Source organism: Isoptericola sp. NPDC056618, assembly GCF_042792715.1.
Taxonomy (GTDB): domain Bacteria; phylum Actinomycetota; class Actinomycetes; order Actinomycetales; family Cellulomonadaceae; genus Isoptericola; species Isoptericola nanjingensis.
This window is the reverse complement of sequence record NZ_JBHTVZ010000001.1, coordinates 290,672-304,496: the sequence shown is the minus strand read 5'-3', so window position 1 is coordinate 304,496 and position 13,825 is coordinate 290,672. Positions and strand designations below refer to the sequence as shown.

The following is a 13,825-nucleotide window of genomic DNA, read 5'->3' as shown; positions in this document are numbered from 1 at the left end:
CCGGGGTGAGTGCCGACGGACGGCACCCGACGAGACCGACGGAGACACCATGACGCAGCAGACCGGCCGTACCGTGGCCGCGAACCTCAGCCTCAGCCTCGACGGTCGGTACCACGGCCCCGGCGGGCCGGCCGACTTCGGCGCCTTCCTGCCGTACGTCGCCACCGACACGGCGCGCGACCACCTGGTCCGGCTGTGCGCGGACGCGACGACGGCCGTGCTCGGCCGGGTCAACGCCGAGGGCTTCCTCGGCTACTGGCCGCCCGTGGCCGCGGACGAGGCCGCCGACCCGCGCGACCGCGCGTACGCGCGGTGGCTCGTCGACACGGAGAAGGTGGTCCTGTCGCGCACGCTGACGTCAGCGCCGTGGCCGCGCGCCCGCGTGGTGGACGCACCCGCGGCCGACGTCGTGCGGGGCCTGCGGGACGTCGGCCAGGGCGACGTCCTGGTCAACAGCAGCCCGAGCGTCATCAAGCCGCTGCTCGCCGCGGACCTGGTCGACCGCCTGTACCTCCTGATCGCCCCGGTGATCGTGGGCGGCGGGGAGCGCCTGTTCGACGACGGCCTGCCCGGCACCACCTGGACCCTGTCGTCGCAGGTCGTGGGCGCACAGGGCGAGGTTGCCGCGGTCTACGACCGGGTCCGGTGACCGGCACGGCGCGCTGAGCTTCCGCGCCTCGAGCTGACGCGCGGACCCGCGCCCGACGACGGCCCGCCCGCGACTACGCTGCCCCGGTGCTCGAACCCGCCCCGCTGATCGCCGGCCTGCCGTGGACCGGGTGGGCCGTCGTCGTGCTCGTCGCGCTGCTCGTCGGCTTCTCGAAGACGGCGCTGGGCGGCCTCGGGATGATCGCGGCGGCGCTGATGGCGCTCGTCGTCCCGGCCAAGGAGTCCACCGGCGCGGTGCTGCTCCTCCTGATCACGGGCGACCTGGTCGCCATCTGGGCGTACCGCAGGTACGCGGACTTCCGGGTGATCGGGCGCCTGCTCGCGCCGGTGCTGGCCGGCGTGGCGCTCGGCGCGGCGTTCCTCACGTGGGTCAGCGACGACGTCATGCGCCGCACGATCGGCGGCATCCTGCTGGCGCTGCTGGTGCTCAACCTGTGGCGCGACCGGCTGCGCGTGGACACGCGCGCCGCGACGCTCGGGTACGGCGGCCTCGCCGGCTTCACGACGATGGTCGCGAACGCCGGCGGCCCGCCGATGAGCCTCTACCTGCTGGCCGCGCGTTACGAGAAGTGGCGCTTCCTCGGCACGACGGCATGGTTCTTCTTCACGGTGAACGTCATCAAGCTGCCGGTGGCCGTCGGCGTCGGGATCGTGGGCGCCGACACGGTGGGGCTGTGGGCCGTCCTGGCGCCCGTCGTGCTCGTCGGGACCTGGATCGGCCGGCGCGTCATCGGGCACGTGGACCAGCAGCTCTTCGAGCGGCTGGTCACCGTGCTCGTGGCGCTCGCGGCCCTCAACCTGCTGCTGCTCTGACCCGGGGTGCGTCACGTCGGGCGCAGCCCCCAGCGCGCGGGCGCCATCGTGTAGATCTGCCGGTACAGCGCCGTGCCGACGAGCACGCCGAGCGCGATGGCGACGATCGACCCCGCGATGGTCGGCAGGCTCGTGGAGCTGACGGCGTCGCCGCTCGCCGTCTGGGTGAGCCCGATCAGCCCGGTGGCGCCGGGCACGAGCAGCCAGAACGCGGGGAGGAAGCAGACGACGGCGGGCGGCGCGCCCCTGACGGTCTGCACGAGGTAGGCGCACAGCGTCAGCGCGGCGGCGCCGAGGAAGCCGCTGTAGACGCCGCTCGTGACGGTCGCGCCGACGACCTGCCCGCCGTACGCCACCAGCAGGACGACGGTGAGGAAGAAGAGCGACCGGGGCGGCCCGCAGTGGTACAGGAAGATGCCGAGCGAGAAGAGCAGCACCCCGATCCACGGCTGGAAGGCGCCGAGCGTCGTGGCGGAGGAGGCGAGCGCGTCCGCGCTGGGCACGTCGGTGATCGCCAGGGCCGCGAGGATCCCGAACGCGAGGAACAGCAGCTGCGCCAGGCCCGAGACGAGCCGGCTGGACCCGGCGACCATGTCGCCGGCGGCGAGCTCCTGCACGCCGGTGGTGAGCGCGGCGCCGGGCAGCAGCGTGACCAGGGGTGGCACCAGCACCTGCAGCGGCTCGCTCACGACCGTCGTGTCCGCGAGCCCGAACACCAGCAGCGCCAGCACGAACGCGGTGACGACGGGCAGCAGGGTCGCGGCGTACGTCCCGGGCCGCACGGTGAGCTTGACGGCCCCGACGAGCACGCCGAGCACGAACGCGTACAGCAGGCTGACGGGGTTGCCGCCGAGCAGGACCAGCCCGAGACCCGCCGCCGCCAGCCCGTGCCCGGCCGTGCGCACCCAGGCCGGGAACCGGGGGTGCGCGTCGCGGACCTGCTGCAACCGCTCGGCCCCCTCCGACGCGTCGATGCGGCCCGCCACGGCGTCGTCCACGACGGCGTAGACCTGCGCGGCACGGTCGAAGCGGACCTCCCCGCCGGCGGACTCCGCGACGTCGAACCGCGTCTCGGTGTCGCCCGGCATCTTGATGAGGATCAGCGTCGGGAAGACGAACAGCGTGGTCTGCGGCGACCCGAGCGCGACGGCGACGCGCTTGAGCGTGTGCTGGATGTCCGTGGCGGCCGTCCCGACGGTGAGCAGCGCGCCGCCCAGCAGCACCAGGAACTCCTGCAGCCGCTCCGACGCGGCGTCCACCACCGGCTCGGCCTCGAGCGACCTGCGCCGCAGCGAGAACCGGCCCAGGTGCAGGTGCCGGGGCCACCGTCGCGCCGGCGGGGCCGCCTGCCCGGCCTCGTCCCCGTCGTCACCGGTCACCGTGCCTCGCCCTCTCCCGACGGGTGTGGATCGCGCTCGCCACCCTAGGGCCGGTGCGGGGGACCGACCACCGCGACGCCCCTGCGGCGGTGCGCGTCAGTGCCCGAGGAAGACGACGACGGCGTCGACGACGACGGCCGCCGCCGCCGCCGTCAGCAGGGCCAGGGCGGTCCAGCCGACGACGGGTCGTGCGCGCCCGGCGTCCGGTGCCGGCTCGGTCATCCGGTCCGGTCCTCCAGGAAGTCGAGCGTGGCGCCGAAGGACCGGGCGGCCTGCGGGCGGTCGAAGTGGAACTGGTACTCGTGGGGGAGACCTTCGCCGTCGTCCCAGAACAGGGTCTCGGTCGGGACGCCCTGGCCCTGGAGCGCGGCGGCGAGCTCGCGCCCCTGGCTCTCGAACGGGTCCGCGTCGCCGACGGTGAGGTACGTGGGCGGGTAGTCCGCCGTCGCCTGCTTCGTGGTGGAGAGCTGGTCGGCGAACGGCGCGTCCGCCCAGTCGCGGTGCCCCGTGTACGCCCAGAGGAAGGTGCGCAGCCCGGGGAAGCCCGTGGCGCCCAGGGTGTCCAGGTCGTACGCGCCGCAGTACAGGACGACGGCGCGCAGGCGGTCGCGCGGCACGCCCGGGGTGAGGTCGAGGTCGGCCGCGAGGCCGGGGTTGGTCTGGACGGCGGCCAGCTGGCTCGCGATCTGCGCGCCCGCGGAGTCGCCGCCCAGGACGACGCGGGCGGGGTCGCCGCCGAAGTCCGCGATCCGTTCCTGGACGACGTCGAGCGCGGCGTTGCCCTGCCGCACCGGCACGGGGTACCGGGCCTCCGGCGCCAGGGTGTAGTCCAGGCTGACGACCGTGTAGCCGCGGCTCGCGAGCAGGACGGAGAAGTCCTCGACGGTGGCGGGCGAGCCCGAGACGAAGCCGCCGCCGTGCACCCACACCACGACCGGGTGCGGCCCCTCGGCGCGCGGCGCGTACACGACGGCGCTCGCGTCGGGGGCGTCCGGGGTCGGGATCGGCACGGTGCGCGGGTCCTCGACGTTCGCCCGCGCGTCCTCGATGTCCAGGGGCGGCGTGACGCCGGGCCCGGAGTCGAACAGCGTCTGCAGCATCGCCGCTCCCGGTTGCACGGACACCTGGTACCAGCCCAGCGCGAGGAGCACGCCGAGCACGACGGCGATCACCGCTCGGAGCGCGCGTCGCAGCCACGGGCGGCCGGCGCGTGCCGACGTCCCGGGCACCTCGTCGGCGGTGGCCACGACGGTCAGCGCCGCGTCAGGCGGATCACGGGCAGCTCGCGGTCGGTGCGCTCCCCGTGCCGGGCGTGCCCCGGGGTGGGTGAAGGCCATCGGCTCCTCCGCCGTCGACGTCGTCGCTGGTCAGGCTGGTCCGGGATCGACTGTACGCCCGGGCGGGCGACGCGGGCCGAACCGCTCCGGGTGCGCGCGTCGTCGTCGGGTGGGAGCGTCGCGGGAGTCCCCGACGAGCACCCGGAGGTGTCGTGACGCCCTCGACCTCGAGTCCCCGCAGCGCCGCGATCGACACGCACGCCCACGTGTACCCGGTCGCGTACCTGGACCGGCTGGAGCGCATCGGCGTGGACCCGGCCACGACCGCCATCGCCCGGGACCTGCGGGCCGACTCCACCGACGCTGACCTGTCCGAGCGGCTGCGCGGGATGGACGACGCCGGCGTGGAGCTGCAGGTGCTCGCCGTGACGCCGCAGGCCCCCGCCGGCCGGGAGCCGGGGCCGTCGCTCGACGCCGCACGGTGGATCAACGACGAGTACGCGCGCCTGGTGGCGGCCCACCCCGGGCGGTTCCTCGCCTACGGGGCGCTGCCGCTGCCGCACGTCGCGGCGGCGCTCGAGGAGATCCCGCGGGTCGCCGACGCTCCGGGGTTCGTCGGATTCTCGCTGCCGACGGTGCTGCCGGGTGGGCTCTCGCTCGCCGACCCGCGGTTCGCCCCGGTCTGGGCGGCCCTCGACGAGCGCGGTGCCGTGGTGAACCTGCACGCCACGGGGTCGGGCGCGCGCTCCGACCTCATCACCGGCCACGGGCTGGCCTGGGTCAACGGCGCCCCGGTGGAGGACGCGATCGCGGTGCTGCACCTGCTCAAGGCCGACGTGCCGAGCCGGTTCCCGCGGGTGCGCCTGCACGTGGCGCACCTCGCCGGCGACCTGCCGTTCCTCGCCCGACGGCTCGAGGACAACTACGAGGACTGGGGCGCGTTCCCGTCGTCGCCGCTCGGAGCCCTGCGGCGGATGTGGTTCGACGCCGCCAACTTCCACGAGCCGTCGCTCGCGCTGGCGGCCGAGACGCTGGGGGCCGACCGCCTCCTCGCCGGGTCGGACCACCCGTACTTCCAGGGCGCGAAGTACGCGCGGGCGTTCGACTACGTCCGCACGTCGCGGCTGTCCGGGCCGGACGTGGAGGCCGTCCTCGCCGGGAACGCCCGGGCGCTCTACGGGCCGGAGGCCATCATGGGGTCATGACCGACGGCACCCGACCGCGCCGCTACGACCCCGACCGCCGCGACCGCATCATCGACGCCTGCCTCGACGTCGTCGCCGCCCACGGCGTCGCGGGCACCTCGCAGCGCCGCGTCGCCGCGGCCGCGGACGTGCCGCTCGGCTCGATGACGTACCACTTCGCCGGGCGGGACGAGCTGCTGCGCGAGGCGTTCGGGCGCTTCACCCGCGAGGCCTCCGCGCAGTTCGACCGCCGCATGGCCGAGGCGCAAGACCGCGACGCCGCGCTGCGCGCCGTCGTCCGGCTCATCACGCTCGACGTCTTCGCCACCCAGCGCGACCTCGTGCTGTCGCACGAGCTCTACACGCTCGCCGCGCGCGACCCCGCCTTCCGCGACCTGACGAACGACTGGATGCGCCGCAGCCGCGCCGCGCTCGGCCGGCACTTCGACCCGGCGACCAGCCGCGTGCTCGACGCGTTCGTGGAGGGCATGACCATCCACCGCGCCCTCGACACCGAGCCGCCCGACGGCGTGGACGTGCTCGACGCGGTGCGCCGGCTCGCGGGTCCGGTCAGTAGCCGCCCATCTGCGTGACGCCCGCGGTGTACTCCCAGTGCCACGGCTCGTACTTGGAGCCGCCGGGCCGGGCCCAGTCGGGGTTGTCCCAGCCGTAGGCCGGGGCGTTCGCGGCGAGCCAGTTCCACCGCGAGCCGGAGTACGTCTCGGGGCAGATGTCGACGGCGAGGCCCCAGCCGTGGTTCGACGTGCCGGGCGCGGCCGCCAGGTACCCCTTGGCGGCCTTGGTCGCGACCTGCTGCGAGTAGCTGCGGAAGCCGTCCGTGATGCACATCGACTCGCCCCACGCGGCCTTGTACGCCTCGTTCAGCTCGGCGAGCTTCACGGCGGCGTCGGCGCGGACCTGCGTGTGCCCGTCCCACAGCGTGCACAGCTCGCTGGAGGGGATCAGCCCGTTGGACCCGGTCCCGGCGGCCACGCCCTCGCACCCCGGCAGCACCGGCGGCGGGCCCTCGATCTCGCCCCGGTCGAGCGTCTCGACCGACATCTTCGCCTTGTCCGACACCGTGACGGTCGCGCCGCCCGCGGTCTGCTTCACGGTCGAGGCCTGCGCGACACCCGCGCGGGCGCCGCTGCGCGAGGCGCTGCCGTCGCGGTCGTCGACGGCGGCGGCCGCCGCTGCGGTGATCGCCTCGAGCGAGCCGGTCGTCGGCCGGTCGTCGGGCTCCGGGGCCGAGGCCTGCGGTGCGATGGCGGTGAGCGTCGCGGTGGTCGCGACGGCGACGGTCAGCCCGACCCCCAGCCCCGCGAGGCGGACGGGGACGCGCTTGCGCGCCGACTTGCGCACCGGACGGTGCTCGGAGCGGGTCGTCTCGCCGCGGGAGGTGTCGCCGCGCGGGGTCTCGCGGCCCGCCGCCGGGCGGACGGGGTCGAACACGTGCGTGTGCACGACGGCGGGCGTGGCGGTCGCCGGAGCGTGGAGGTGCACGGGTGCCGCGGGCGTCGCGGGCGCGGCGGGGGGTGCGGTGCGGACCGGAGCAGCCGGAGCAGCCGGCACCGCGGCGCGGGGCGCGGCGGTCTCGCGGACGGGCTCCGGGACGTGCCGGACGGCGGTGACGGGACGGCTGCGCCCGCCGCGGCCGGGGTCACGTCGGCTCGGGTAGGTGCGGGTGGCGGGGGCCGGTGCGGGCTGCGTCTGCGTCATCGCGCGGCCTGCGCCGAGGCGTCGGACGGAGCGGGTGCGCCGCGGTGCGCGGTGCTCCTGTGAACGTGGGTTGTCATGCGACCTCTCCTGCTGCCTGAACCACCGGCCCGGAGGAACGTACCGCACCGGCGGGTGGAATGTCACGAAACGATCACGAGCTGGTCAGGGAGCGGTGGCCCGGGCCGCGGGGGCCCGGGTCACCGGCGCTCAGCGGGACGCCAGGAGGTCCCGCATCTGCTGGATCTCGGCCGTCTGGGTGTCGACGACCGACTCCGCCATCTCGACGGCGCCGGCGTGCTCGCCGCCGGACACCTCGGTCTGCGCCATCTCGACCGCGCCCTCGTGGTGGGCGACCATCTGCTCGAGGAACAGGCGCTCGGCGTCGGCCCCGGTCGCGTCCTCGAGGGCCTGCATGTCCTCGGCCGACATCATGCCGGCCATGCCGTGCTCGTCGTGGCCCATGCCGGCGCCGGCCTCCGGGTCGGCGCCCCAGTCGCCCAGCCAGGCGGTGAGGGTGTCGATCTCGGGACCCTGGGCGGCCTTGATCCGCTCCGCCAGGTCGACGAGCTCAGGGCTGACGCCGTCCTTGGCGAGCAGGGCGTCGGACATCTCGATCGCCTGCTCGTGGTGGGGGAGCATCATCTGGGCGAACATCACGTCGGCAGCGTTGAACGGGGCGTCGGTCGCGGTGTCCGACGGTGCGTCGGGCGACGACGAGGCGCCGCCCATGTCGGCCATGTCGTGGCCGGTGCCGTCGTCCGCGCCGCACGCGGCGAGCGTCAGGCCGACGGCGAGGGCGAGCGCGGGCACGCGGGCGCGCGCCAGGAAGGTGGGCGTCATGAGGGGTAGGCCTTTCTCGGGGTCTCTCGTGGGATCCGCGGTGGGCCTGCGCCCCGGTCGGGGGCGGGCCCGGGCGGTCCTAGGTCCGAGAGATCCCGAGGGCGTGCAGGCTGGGCCCTTCCGCCGGGCGGGCCGCGACCGGGAGGGGGAGCCGTGCCACGACGCGCGGGCCCTCGGCGCGCAGCAGGGCGCGCGCCCCCGGCCCGACGAGCGTGAGCAGCACCGCCAGGATCATGAGGCACATGGCCGTGACCATCTCGTGCCCGCCGCAGCCGCCGGCACCGCAGCCGGGGGCGCCGGCGTCCTGGGCGACCGGCGCACCGGCGTGCGACGTGGTGACCGCGGGGGCGCCCGCCGTCGTGCCCGGCGCCGTGTGCGCCTGGACCACCACGGCGGCGGGGGCGTGGTGGTCGGCGTGCCGGGTCGACGAGCCGCTCATGGCGTGCATGAGGACGACGCCCACGATCAGGGCGAGCACCAGCATCACCCCGGCGAGGCGCCCGCGACGGCTCGTCAGCAGGGGGCGCACGGTGCGAATCATGCGTCCTCCTTCGAGCGGTTCGTCGTGGCAGGTGCCGGCGGGCGTCCATGGCACTGTAGCCAACGCGCGGCCGTCGTCGGGCGGCGCCCCGTGCGGGACGGGCCGCCCCGGCCTAGCGTCGGGGGATGAGCAAGGACAACGACGTGGTCCGGACCGAGAAGTCGGGCGGCAAGGCGGCGAAGATCCTGTACCGGCCGGTGGGCATCGTGAGCTCGATCATCGGCGGCATCGTGGCGGGGCAGGTCTTCAAGCAGGTCTACAAGCGGGTCGCGCCCGGGCACCCCGACGACGCGCCCACACCGCTGCAGTCCGAGTACCGGATGCGGGAGATCCTGCTCGCGTCGCTGCTGCAGGGCGCGATCTTCTCGGTCGTGAAGGCGGCCATCGACCGCGGGGGCGCCCGCGCGTTCGAGCGCTGGACGGGGGAGTGGCCGGGCGACTGACCGGTGTCCGGCCCGGTCTCACCAGTCCGCGGGCCGCGAGTCCTTGCCGTCGAGCCACAGCCGGTCGCTCGCGTCGCGGTGCGAGCCGGTGGCGCCGACGTGCTTGGTGCCGATCCGGTCGCCCTTGACGATCACGTGCGCCATGGCCTGGGCGTGCCCGTGCCCGATCCCGTACGTCTCCTTGAGCCAGGCGACGACGGTCATGGTCCTGCTCTCGGGGCCGAGGCCCTGCGCGGCGGCGGCGTCCACGATCTGGCGCGGCGTGAGCCCGGTCTTCGTCTCGACGGTGTCGAGGTAGGCCTGGAACGACATCAGCGGTGCTCCTCGCTCTTGTTCTCCTGGATCATCGTGGCCGAGGCGTGGATGCACATCATGCGCAGCACGCCGGCGCCGGTGTTCGTGAAGCCGTGCCAGACGTCCGGCGCGACGACGGCGGTGTCCCCGGCGCGGGCGACGACGGTCTCGGCGCCGATGCGGATGGTCGCCTCGCCCTCCAGCACCGACCACGTCTCCGTGTAGGGGTGGCGGTGCAGGTCCGGGCCCTTGCCCGGGTCGTTCGTGACGAGGAAGAAGGACACGTCGGAGCCGTGGTGGCGGCCCTCGAAGCGCAGCGTGCGCGAGCCCGGGATGCGGATGGTGTCGGCGGGGACGACGGCGGCCATGGCGGCTCTCCCTCGGGGTGCGGTGTGCGCCTCGGGCGGCTGCCCGCGGCGTGTCCCCAGCCTCGGGCCCACCGCGCCCGCCCACGAGCGTTTCGACCGACGTCGAAAGGCGGGCCGCCCAGGTCTCGCGTCAGCGCGCCGCGGCGAGCTGGGCGGCCAGCGTGCGCCCGGCGGAGCGCATCGGCTCCGGGTCGCGGGTCGTGCGGGCGAGCAGGAACGCGCCCTCGACCAGCATCACCATGGCGAGGGCGAGCTCCCGGGCGCGCTCGGGAGCGACGTGCCGGGAGAACCACGCCGTGCCGCCGTCGATCCACGCGGCGAAGACGTCCGCGGCGGCGCCGCGGAGGGCCTCGTTCGTGTCCACGACGTCGAGCGCCATCGTGGCGACGGGGCAGCCGTCGGCGTAACCGGTCGCCACGAGGTCGCGGGCCGCGGAGTCGAACGCGTGGACGACGGCGTCCACCGGGTCGTCGCGCTCCTCGAGGAGGCCGAGCACCAGCGCCATGAACTGCGGGCCGGTGGTGCGGATCATGTCCTCGGCCAGCGCGTCCTTGCCGCCCGGGAAGAAGTGGTAGATCGAGCCGAACGGTGCCGCCGCGTCCGCGGCGATCTGCTTGAGCCCGGTGCCGGCGTAGCCCCGGCGCGCGAACAGGCGGGCCGCCGCGTGCCGGATCCGGGTGCGGGTGCCGGCGTCCGCGGGGGGCTCCGCGAGGAGCGGCGGGAGGTTCGAGGGGGTTGCCGCGGTCATGGGGTCAGCCTACGGTGGCTGACTAGAACGATCTATCAAATCGACGAGCGAGAGGGGCGGCCATGGCGGTCGTCGAGCTGGCGGCGGGACCGGTGACGTACGAGGACACCGGCGGCGCCGGGCCGGTGGTGCTGCTCGGGCACGGGCCGCCGATGGACTCCCGCGCCTGGCGGAAGGTCGTGCCCCTGCTGCCGGGCTTCCGCGTGATCACCCCGACGCTGCCGCTCGGCGGGCACCGCACGCCGATGCGGCCGGACGCGGACCTGTCCCAGCGCGGAATGGCGCGCCTGCTCGGCGACCTCCTCGACGCGCTCGACCTGACCGACGTCACGCTGGTGCTGAACGACTGGGGCGGGGGCCAGTTCCTCGTCAACGACGGTCGCACCGACCGGGTCGGGCGCCTGGTGCTGGCCGCGTGCGAGGCGTTCGACAACTTCCCGCCCGGGGCGGCGAAGGCGCTGGGGCGCGCCGCGCGCGTGCCGGGCGGCATGTGGCTGCTGCTGCGGCTCTTCCGCCTCCGGGCCTTCCGGCGGATGCCGAGCGGGTACGGCGGCATGTCCGTCGTGGGGCTGCCGGACGACCTGCTCGTCGACTGGTTCGCGCCGGCCACCGGGGACCGACGGATCCGCCGCGACTTCGCGAAGTTCGCGGGCGGGGCGCCGGGCCGGGCCGAGCTGCTGCGGCTCGCGGAGGGCTGGAGCGCGTTCACGAAGCCGGTGCTCGTGGTGTGGGCGGACCGGGACCCGCTGATGCCCGCGGAGCACGGCCCGCGGCTGGCTGGGCTCTTCCCGGACGCGCGCCTCGAGGTGCTGGCGGACTGCGCCACCCTGGTCGGCGAGGACCAGCCCGAGCGGTTCGCCCGCCTCGTCGCCGAGTTCGCGGCGGTGCCGGACGCCCGCCCGTCGTGAGGCGCGAGGGAGTTTTCGGCATTTCATTGACAAGGTGAAGGAATAGGCGCCAGGCTCGGGGCGTGCAGCGCCGCGCAGACGTTCCCCGCCTCGGCTCCCTGGAGCCCTCCGCCCGAGCGGTCGTGCGCGCCCTGCTCCTGGCCGGGCCGCTCTCCCGGGCGGAGCTCGCGCGGCGCCTCGAGCGCTCCCCGGCGAGCATCACCAAGACCACGCAGCCGCTGCTGGCCGCCGGGCTGGTCGCCGAGGACGCGGGCCGGATCGCCGAGGAGGCGACAGCCCCGGGCGAGAGCCGGGGGCGCCCAGGCCTCCCGCTGGTCCTGCAGGCCGGCCGCCACCTGTTCATCGGCGTCAAGGTGACGTCGGACGAGGTGTTCGCGGTCCGCACGGACGCCACGGGACTCGTGCAGGCGTCCGGGCACCGCGACCTCGCCGACGTCGAGCAGGAGACCGTCGTCGGGCAGATCCTTGAACTGGTGAACGAACTGCGCGAGCCGGGGGAGATCCAGGCGCTCGGCGTCGGGCTGGCCGGCCGGATGTCCCGGTTCGACGACACCGTGCGCCACAACCCCTTCCTCGGCTGGGACCAGGTGCCCCTCGCGGGCATCCTCGAGCGGGCGACAGGCATCCCCACCGTGCTCAGCGAGGACGCCCGGGCCCTGACCGCCGGGGTCCAGTGGTCCGGCCCCGGCCGCGGCATGAGCGACCTCGCCGTGCTGACCGTCGGCGTCGGCGTCGGCCTGGGCATCGTCATCGAGGACCGGGTGCTCGCCGGTCCGTCGGGCAGGGTCGGCCGGATCGGGCACATGCGGGTCGCGGACTCCGGGCCGGTGTGCGAGCGGGGGCACCGCGGCTGCGCGTCGGCGTTCCTCACCACGGCGGCCATCACCCAGGGCGTCGGGGTGCCGCGCGGGCGGGCCGACCTGGACCTGGACGCCGCCCTCGCGCTGGCGGACGGCGGCGACGCGGTCGCGCTGCGCGTCTTCGCGGACGCCGGGCACGCCCTGGGGGTGCTGATCGCCCAGCTCGCGAACACGCTCGGCCTGCCCGCCGTGATCCTCGCCGGGGACGGCCTCGGCATGCTCGCCCACGCCCGTCCGTCCCTCGACGCCGCGCTCGCCGACCACCTCGACCCCAACGCCACCCGCCCCACCGTGGTGGCGTTCTCCTCCGGCTTCGACGAGTGGGCCCGCGGCGCGGCGGTCGTCGCGTGCCAGTGGATGCTCGTCGACCCGCCGCCGCACCGCACCGACCTGGCCTGACCCGACACACCAGCAGGAGGCACCGTTGTCCGCACTTCCCCTCGACCCGTCCGCCCCGCTCGCCGAGGATGCCGGTTCGATCAGCATCGGCATCGTCGGCGCGGGCCAGTTCTCGCGCAGCTTCGCGACGCTCTGGGACCTGCACCCGAACGTCGACCGGCTCACGATCACCGACCTGGTGCCGGAGCGGGCCAAGTCGCTGGCCGACCGCTACGACCGCGCCACCGTCGTCGACAGCTTCGAGGAGATGCTCGACTCGGACGTCGACGCCGTCGCCATCTTCACCCAGCGCTGGACCCACGCGCCGCTGGTGCTGGCGGCGCTGGAGGCCGGCAAGCACGTCTACTCGGCCGTGCCGATGGCCACCGAGCTCACCGACATCGAGGAGATCGTCGCCGCCGTCGGGCGCACCGGCCTCACGTACATGATGGGCGAGACGAGCTACTACAACCCGGCCACCGTCTTCGTCCGGGAGAGGGTGCGCGAGGGCGCCCTCGGCCAGGTCTTCTACGCCGAGGGCGACTACGTCCACGACATGGACCTCGGCTTCTACGCCGCGTACCAGTACAGCGGCGGCGAGAACTGGAAGGCCACCGCGAGCTACCCGCCCATGCTCTACCCGACGCACGCGATCGGCGGCGTCCTCGGTGCGCTGCCCACCCGCGCGGTGAGCGTGAGCTGCATCGGCGTGGAGGACCGCCGGGGCGACGGCGTCTTCGACCGGGAGGTCAGCCAGTTCGGGAACAGCTTCTCCAACGCCACGGCGCTGTTCGAGCTGGCCGACGGCGGCGCGATGCGCACCAACGAGATGCGCCGGGTGGGCTACCCCTCGCACATCCGCGAGTCGCGGTTCCGCTTCTTCGGCACCGAGGCCAGCTTCGAGCAGCTCGCCCACCAGAGCGTGTGGAACGACAAGGAGACGTCCACCGACGTGTCCGCCGACTTCGTCCCGGTCCGCAGCACGGCCCACGAGGCCGACCTCGCGGACGTCGACCCGGCGCTGCGGGAGGCGTTCACCTCGGGCTCCGCGCCGGTCCACGACCGGACGCGGCTGCCCGCCACCTACGCCGACGCGCCGAACGGGCACGAGGGCTCGCACCACTTCCTCGCCGACGACTTCGTGCGCGCCGTGGTCACGGGCGAGCACGCGCCCGTGGACGCCTGGCTCTCCGCGAAGTTCACCGCGCCCGGCATCGTGGCGCACGCCTCGGCGCTGGCCGGCGGCGAGCGCCTGCCGATCCCGGACTTCGGGAGCCGGCCCGCGCACGACTGAGCACCACCCCCGCGGGGGGGGGGGGGGGGCGCCCCCCCCCCCCCCCCCCCCCCCCCCCCCCCCCCCCCCCACACCCCCCCCCCCCCCCCCCCCGGGGGAGGAGGGGCGAA

General features: G+C 75.1%; 17 protein-coding genes. 8 read left to right on the top strand and 9 right to left on the bottom strand.

Annotated features, from left to right (window positions below; all coding sequences use genetic code 11):
- Window positions 1–49: 49 nt before the first annotated feature.
- Together ACFQ8T_RS01465 and ACFQ8T_RS01460 are read left to right on the top strand one after the other, a co-directional pair.
- On the top strand, window positions 50–649 hold the full coding sequence (locus tag ACFQ8T_RS01465; RefSeq protein WP_430544796.1) for a dihydrofolate reductase family protein: 600 nt from the start codon (window positions 50–52) through the stop codon (window positions 647–649).
- Window positions 650–735: 86 nt separating this feature from the next.
- A complete protein-coding gene (locus ACFQ8T_RS01460) occupies window positions 736–1,482 on the top strand; it encodes a sulfite exporter TauE/SafE family protein (RefSeq protein WP_430544795.1) in 747 nt (248 codons plus the stop codon).
- An 11-nt stretch (window positions 1,483–1,493) separates the two neighbouring features.
- Here the strand turns inward: ACFQ8T_RS01460 and ACFQ8T_RS01455 are convergent, their stop codons facing one another.
- The 3 genes from ACFQ8T_RS01455 to ACFQ8T_RS01445 all read right to left on the bottom strand — a co-directional run bounded on the left by ACFQ8T_RS01455 (window position 1,494) and on the right by ACFQ8T_RS01445 (window position 4,108).
- Entirely contained in the window at window positions 1,494–2,861 is a 1,368-nt protein-coding gene (locus ACFQ8T_RS01455) for a threonine/serine exporter ThrE family protein (protein ID WP_430544794.1), read from the bottom strand.
- A 96-nt stretch (window positions 2,862–2,957) separates the two neighbouring features.
- Window positions 2,958–3,083 carry a hypothetical protein gene (locus ACFQ8T_RS01450; protein WP_430544793.1) on the bottom strand — a complete coding sequence of 42 codons (126 nt, stop codon included), beginning with the start codon at window positions 3,081–3,083 and terminating at the stop codon, window positions 2,958–2,960.
- Window positions 3,080–4,108, bottom strand: coding sequence for an alpha/beta hydrolase (locus ACFQ8T_RS01445; RefSeq protein WP_430544792.1), 1,029 nt, complete (start codon window positions 4,106–4,108; stop codon window positions 3,080–3,082). Before ACFQ8T_RS01445 ends, ACFQ8T_RS01450 begins: the two co-directional genes overlap by 4 nt.
- Window positions 4,109–4,350: 242 nt before the next feature.
- Between ACFQ8T_RS01445 and ACFQ8T_RS01440 the strand changes: the two genes are divergently transcribed.
- Both ACFQ8T_RS01440 and ACFQ8T_RS01435 read left to right on the top strand, forming a co-directional pair.
- Window positions 4,351–5,343, top strand: a complete 993-nt coding sequence (locus ACFQ8T_RS01440; protein ID WP_430544791.1) for an amidohydrolase family protein — start codon at window positions 4,351–4,353, stop codon at window positions 5,341–5,343.
- Window positions 5,340–5,915: a TetR/AcrR family transcriptional regulator gene (locus tag ACFQ8T_RS01435; RefSeq protein ID WP_430544790.1), complete on the top strand. Its 576-nt coding sequence runs from the start codon at window positions 5,340–5,342 to the stop codon at window positions 5,913–5,915. The genes ACFQ8T_RS01440 and ACFQ8T_RS01435 overlap by 4 nt, the downstream gene beginning before the upstream one ends.
- Here the strand turns inward: ACFQ8T_RS01435 and ACFQ8T_RS01430 are convergent.
- The 3 genes from ACFQ8T_RS01430 to ACFQ8T_RS01420 form a co-directional block, all read right to left on the bottom strand.
- Complete coding sequence (locus ACFQ8T_RS01430) at window positions 5,893–7,041, bottom strand: M15 family metallopeptidase (RefSeq protein ID WP_430544789.1); 1,149 nt, start codon at window positions 7,039–7,041, stop codon at window positions 5,893–5,895. The genes ACFQ8T_RS01435 and ACFQ8T_RS01430 overlap by 23 nt on opposite strands.
- A gap of 207 nt (window positions 7,042–7,248) precedes the next feature.
- Window positions 7,249–7,881 (bottom strand): DUF305 domain-containing protein, encoded by a 633-nt coding sequence (locus ACFQ8T_RS01425; RefSeq protein WP_430544788.1) that lies wholly within the window; start codon window positions 7,879–7,881, stop codon window positions 7,249–7,251.
- 79 nt (window positions 7,882–7,960) lie between these two features.
- On the bottom strand, window positions 7,961–8,422 hold the full coding sequence (locus ACFQ8T_RS01420) for a hypothetical protein (RefSeq protein WP_430544787.1): 462 nt from the start codon (window positions 8,420–8,422) through the stop codon (window positions 7,961–7,963).
- 125 nt (window positions 8,423–8,547) lie between these two features.
- Between ACFQ8T_RS01420 and ACFQ8T_RS01415 the strand changes: the two genes are divergently transcribed.
- Entirely contained in the window at window positions 8,548–8,865 is a 318-nt protein-coding gene (locus ACFQ8T_RS01415; RefSeq protein ID WP_430544786.1) for a DUF4235 domain-containing protein, read from the top strand.
- An 18-nt stretch (window positions 8,866–8,883) separates the two neighbouring features.
- Here the strand turns inward: ACFQ8T_RS01415 and ACFQ8T_RS01410 are convergent, their stop codons facing one another.
- From ACFQ8T_RS01410 to ACFQ8T_RS01400, 3 genes are all read right to left on the bottom strand, one after another.
- On the bottom strand, window positions 8,884–9,177 hold the full coding sequence (locus tag ACFQ8T_RS01410) for a DUF4287 domain-containing protein (protein WP_430544785.1): 294 nt from the start codon (window positions 9,175–9,177) through the stop codon (window positions 8,884–8,886).
- On the bottom strand, window positions 9,177–9,527 hold the full coding sequence (locus tag ACFQ8T_RS01405; protein ID WP_430544784.1) for a cupin domain-containing protein: 351 nt from the start codon (window positions 9,525–9,527) through the stop codon (window positions 9,177–9,179). Before ACFQ8T_RS01405 ends, ACFQ8T_RS01410 begins: the two co-directional genes overlap by 1 nt.
- Before the next feature lie 130 nt (window positions 9,528–9,657).
- Window positions 9,658–10,275 (bottom strand): TetR/AcrR family transcriptional regulator, encoded by a 618-nt coding sequence (locus ACFQ8T_RS01400; RefSeq protein ID WP_430544783.1) that lies wholly within the window; start codon window positions 10,273–10,275, stop codon window positions 9,658–9,660.
- A gap of 62 nt (window positions 10,276–10,337) precedes the next feature.
- Between ACFQ8T_RS01400 and ACFQ8T_RS01395 the strand changes: the two genes are divergently transcribed.
- The 3 genes from ACFQ8T_RS01395 (at window position 10,338) to ACFQ8T_RS01385 (ending at window position 13,715) form a co-directional block, all read left to right on the top strand.
- Complete coding sequence (locus ACFQ8T_RS01395; RefSeq protein ID WP_430544782.1) at window positions 10,338–11,183, top strand: alpha/beta fold hydrolase; 846 nt, start codon at window positions 10,338–10,340, stop codon at window positions 11,181–11,183.
- Between the two features lie 62 nt (window positions 11,184–11,245).
- Entirely contained in the window at window positions 11,246–12,442 is a 1,197-nt protein-coding gene (locus ACFQ8T_RS01390; protein ID WP_430544781.1) for an ROK family protein, read from the top strand.
- Between the two features lie 25 nt (window positions 12,443–12,467).
- The gene (locus tag ACFQ8T_RS01385) at window positions 12,468–13,715 is read left to right on the top strand and encodes a Gfo/Idh/MocA family protein (protein ID WP_430544780.1); all 1,248 of its coding nucleotides are present in this window, start codon (window positions 12,468–12,470) and stop codon (window positions 13,713–13,715) included.
- Window positions 13,716–13,825 lie beyond the last annotated feature (110 nt).

What these genes read in the sequence shown, in the direction of transcription:
- ACFQ8T_RS01465 (WP_430544796.1), top strand. Translation starts at nt 50, where the DNA reads ATGACGCAGCAGACCGGCCGTACCGTGGCCGCGAACCTCAGCCTCAGC.
- ACFQ8T_RS01450 (WP_430544793.1), bottom strand. Translation starts at nt 3,083, where the DNA reads ATGACCGAGCCGGCACCGGACGCCGGGCGCGCACGACCCGTCGTCGGC.
- ACFQ8T_RS01435 (WP_430544790.1), top strand. Translation starts at nt 5,340, where the DNA reads ATGACCGACGGCACCCGACCGCGCCGCTACGACCCCGACCGCCGCGAC.
- ACFQ8T_RS01430 (WP_430544789.1), bottom strand. Translation starts at nt 7,041, where the DNA reads ATGACGCAGACGCAGCCCGCACCGGCCCCCGCCACCCGCACCTACCCG.
- ACFQ8T_RS01425 (WP_430544788.1), bottom strand. Translation starts at nt 7,881, where the DNA reads ATGACGCCCACCTTCCTGGCGCGCGCCCGCGTGCCCGCGCTCGCCCTC.
- ACFQ8T_RS01420 (WP_430544787.1), bottom strand. Translation starts at nt 8,422, where the DNA reads ATGATTCGCACCGTGCGCCCCCTGCTGACGAGCCGTCGCGGGCGCCTC.
- ACFQ8T_RS01415 (WP_430544786.1), top strand. Translation starts at nt 8,548, where the DNA reads ATGAGCAAGGACAACGACGTGGTCCGGACCGAGAAGTCGGGCGGCAAG.
- ACFQ8T_RS01410 (WP_430544785.1), bottom strand. Translation starts at nt 9,177, where the DNA reads ATGTCGTTCCAGGCCTACCTCGACACCGTCGAGACGAAGACCGGGCTC.
- ACFQ8T_RS01405 (WP_430544784.1), bottom strand. Translation starts at nt 9,527, where the DNA reads ATGGCCGCCGTCGTCCCCGCCGACACCATCCGCATCCCGGGCTCGCGC.
- ACFQ8T_RS01400 (WP_430544783.1), bottom strand. Translation starts at nt 10,275, where the DNA reads ATGACCGCGGCAACCCCCTCGAACCTCCCGCCGCTCCTCGCGGAGCCC.
- ACFQ8T_RS01395 (WP_430544782.1), top strand. Translation starts at nt 10,338, where the DNA reads ATGGCGGTCGTCGAGCTGGCGGCGGGACCGGTGACGTACGAGGACACC.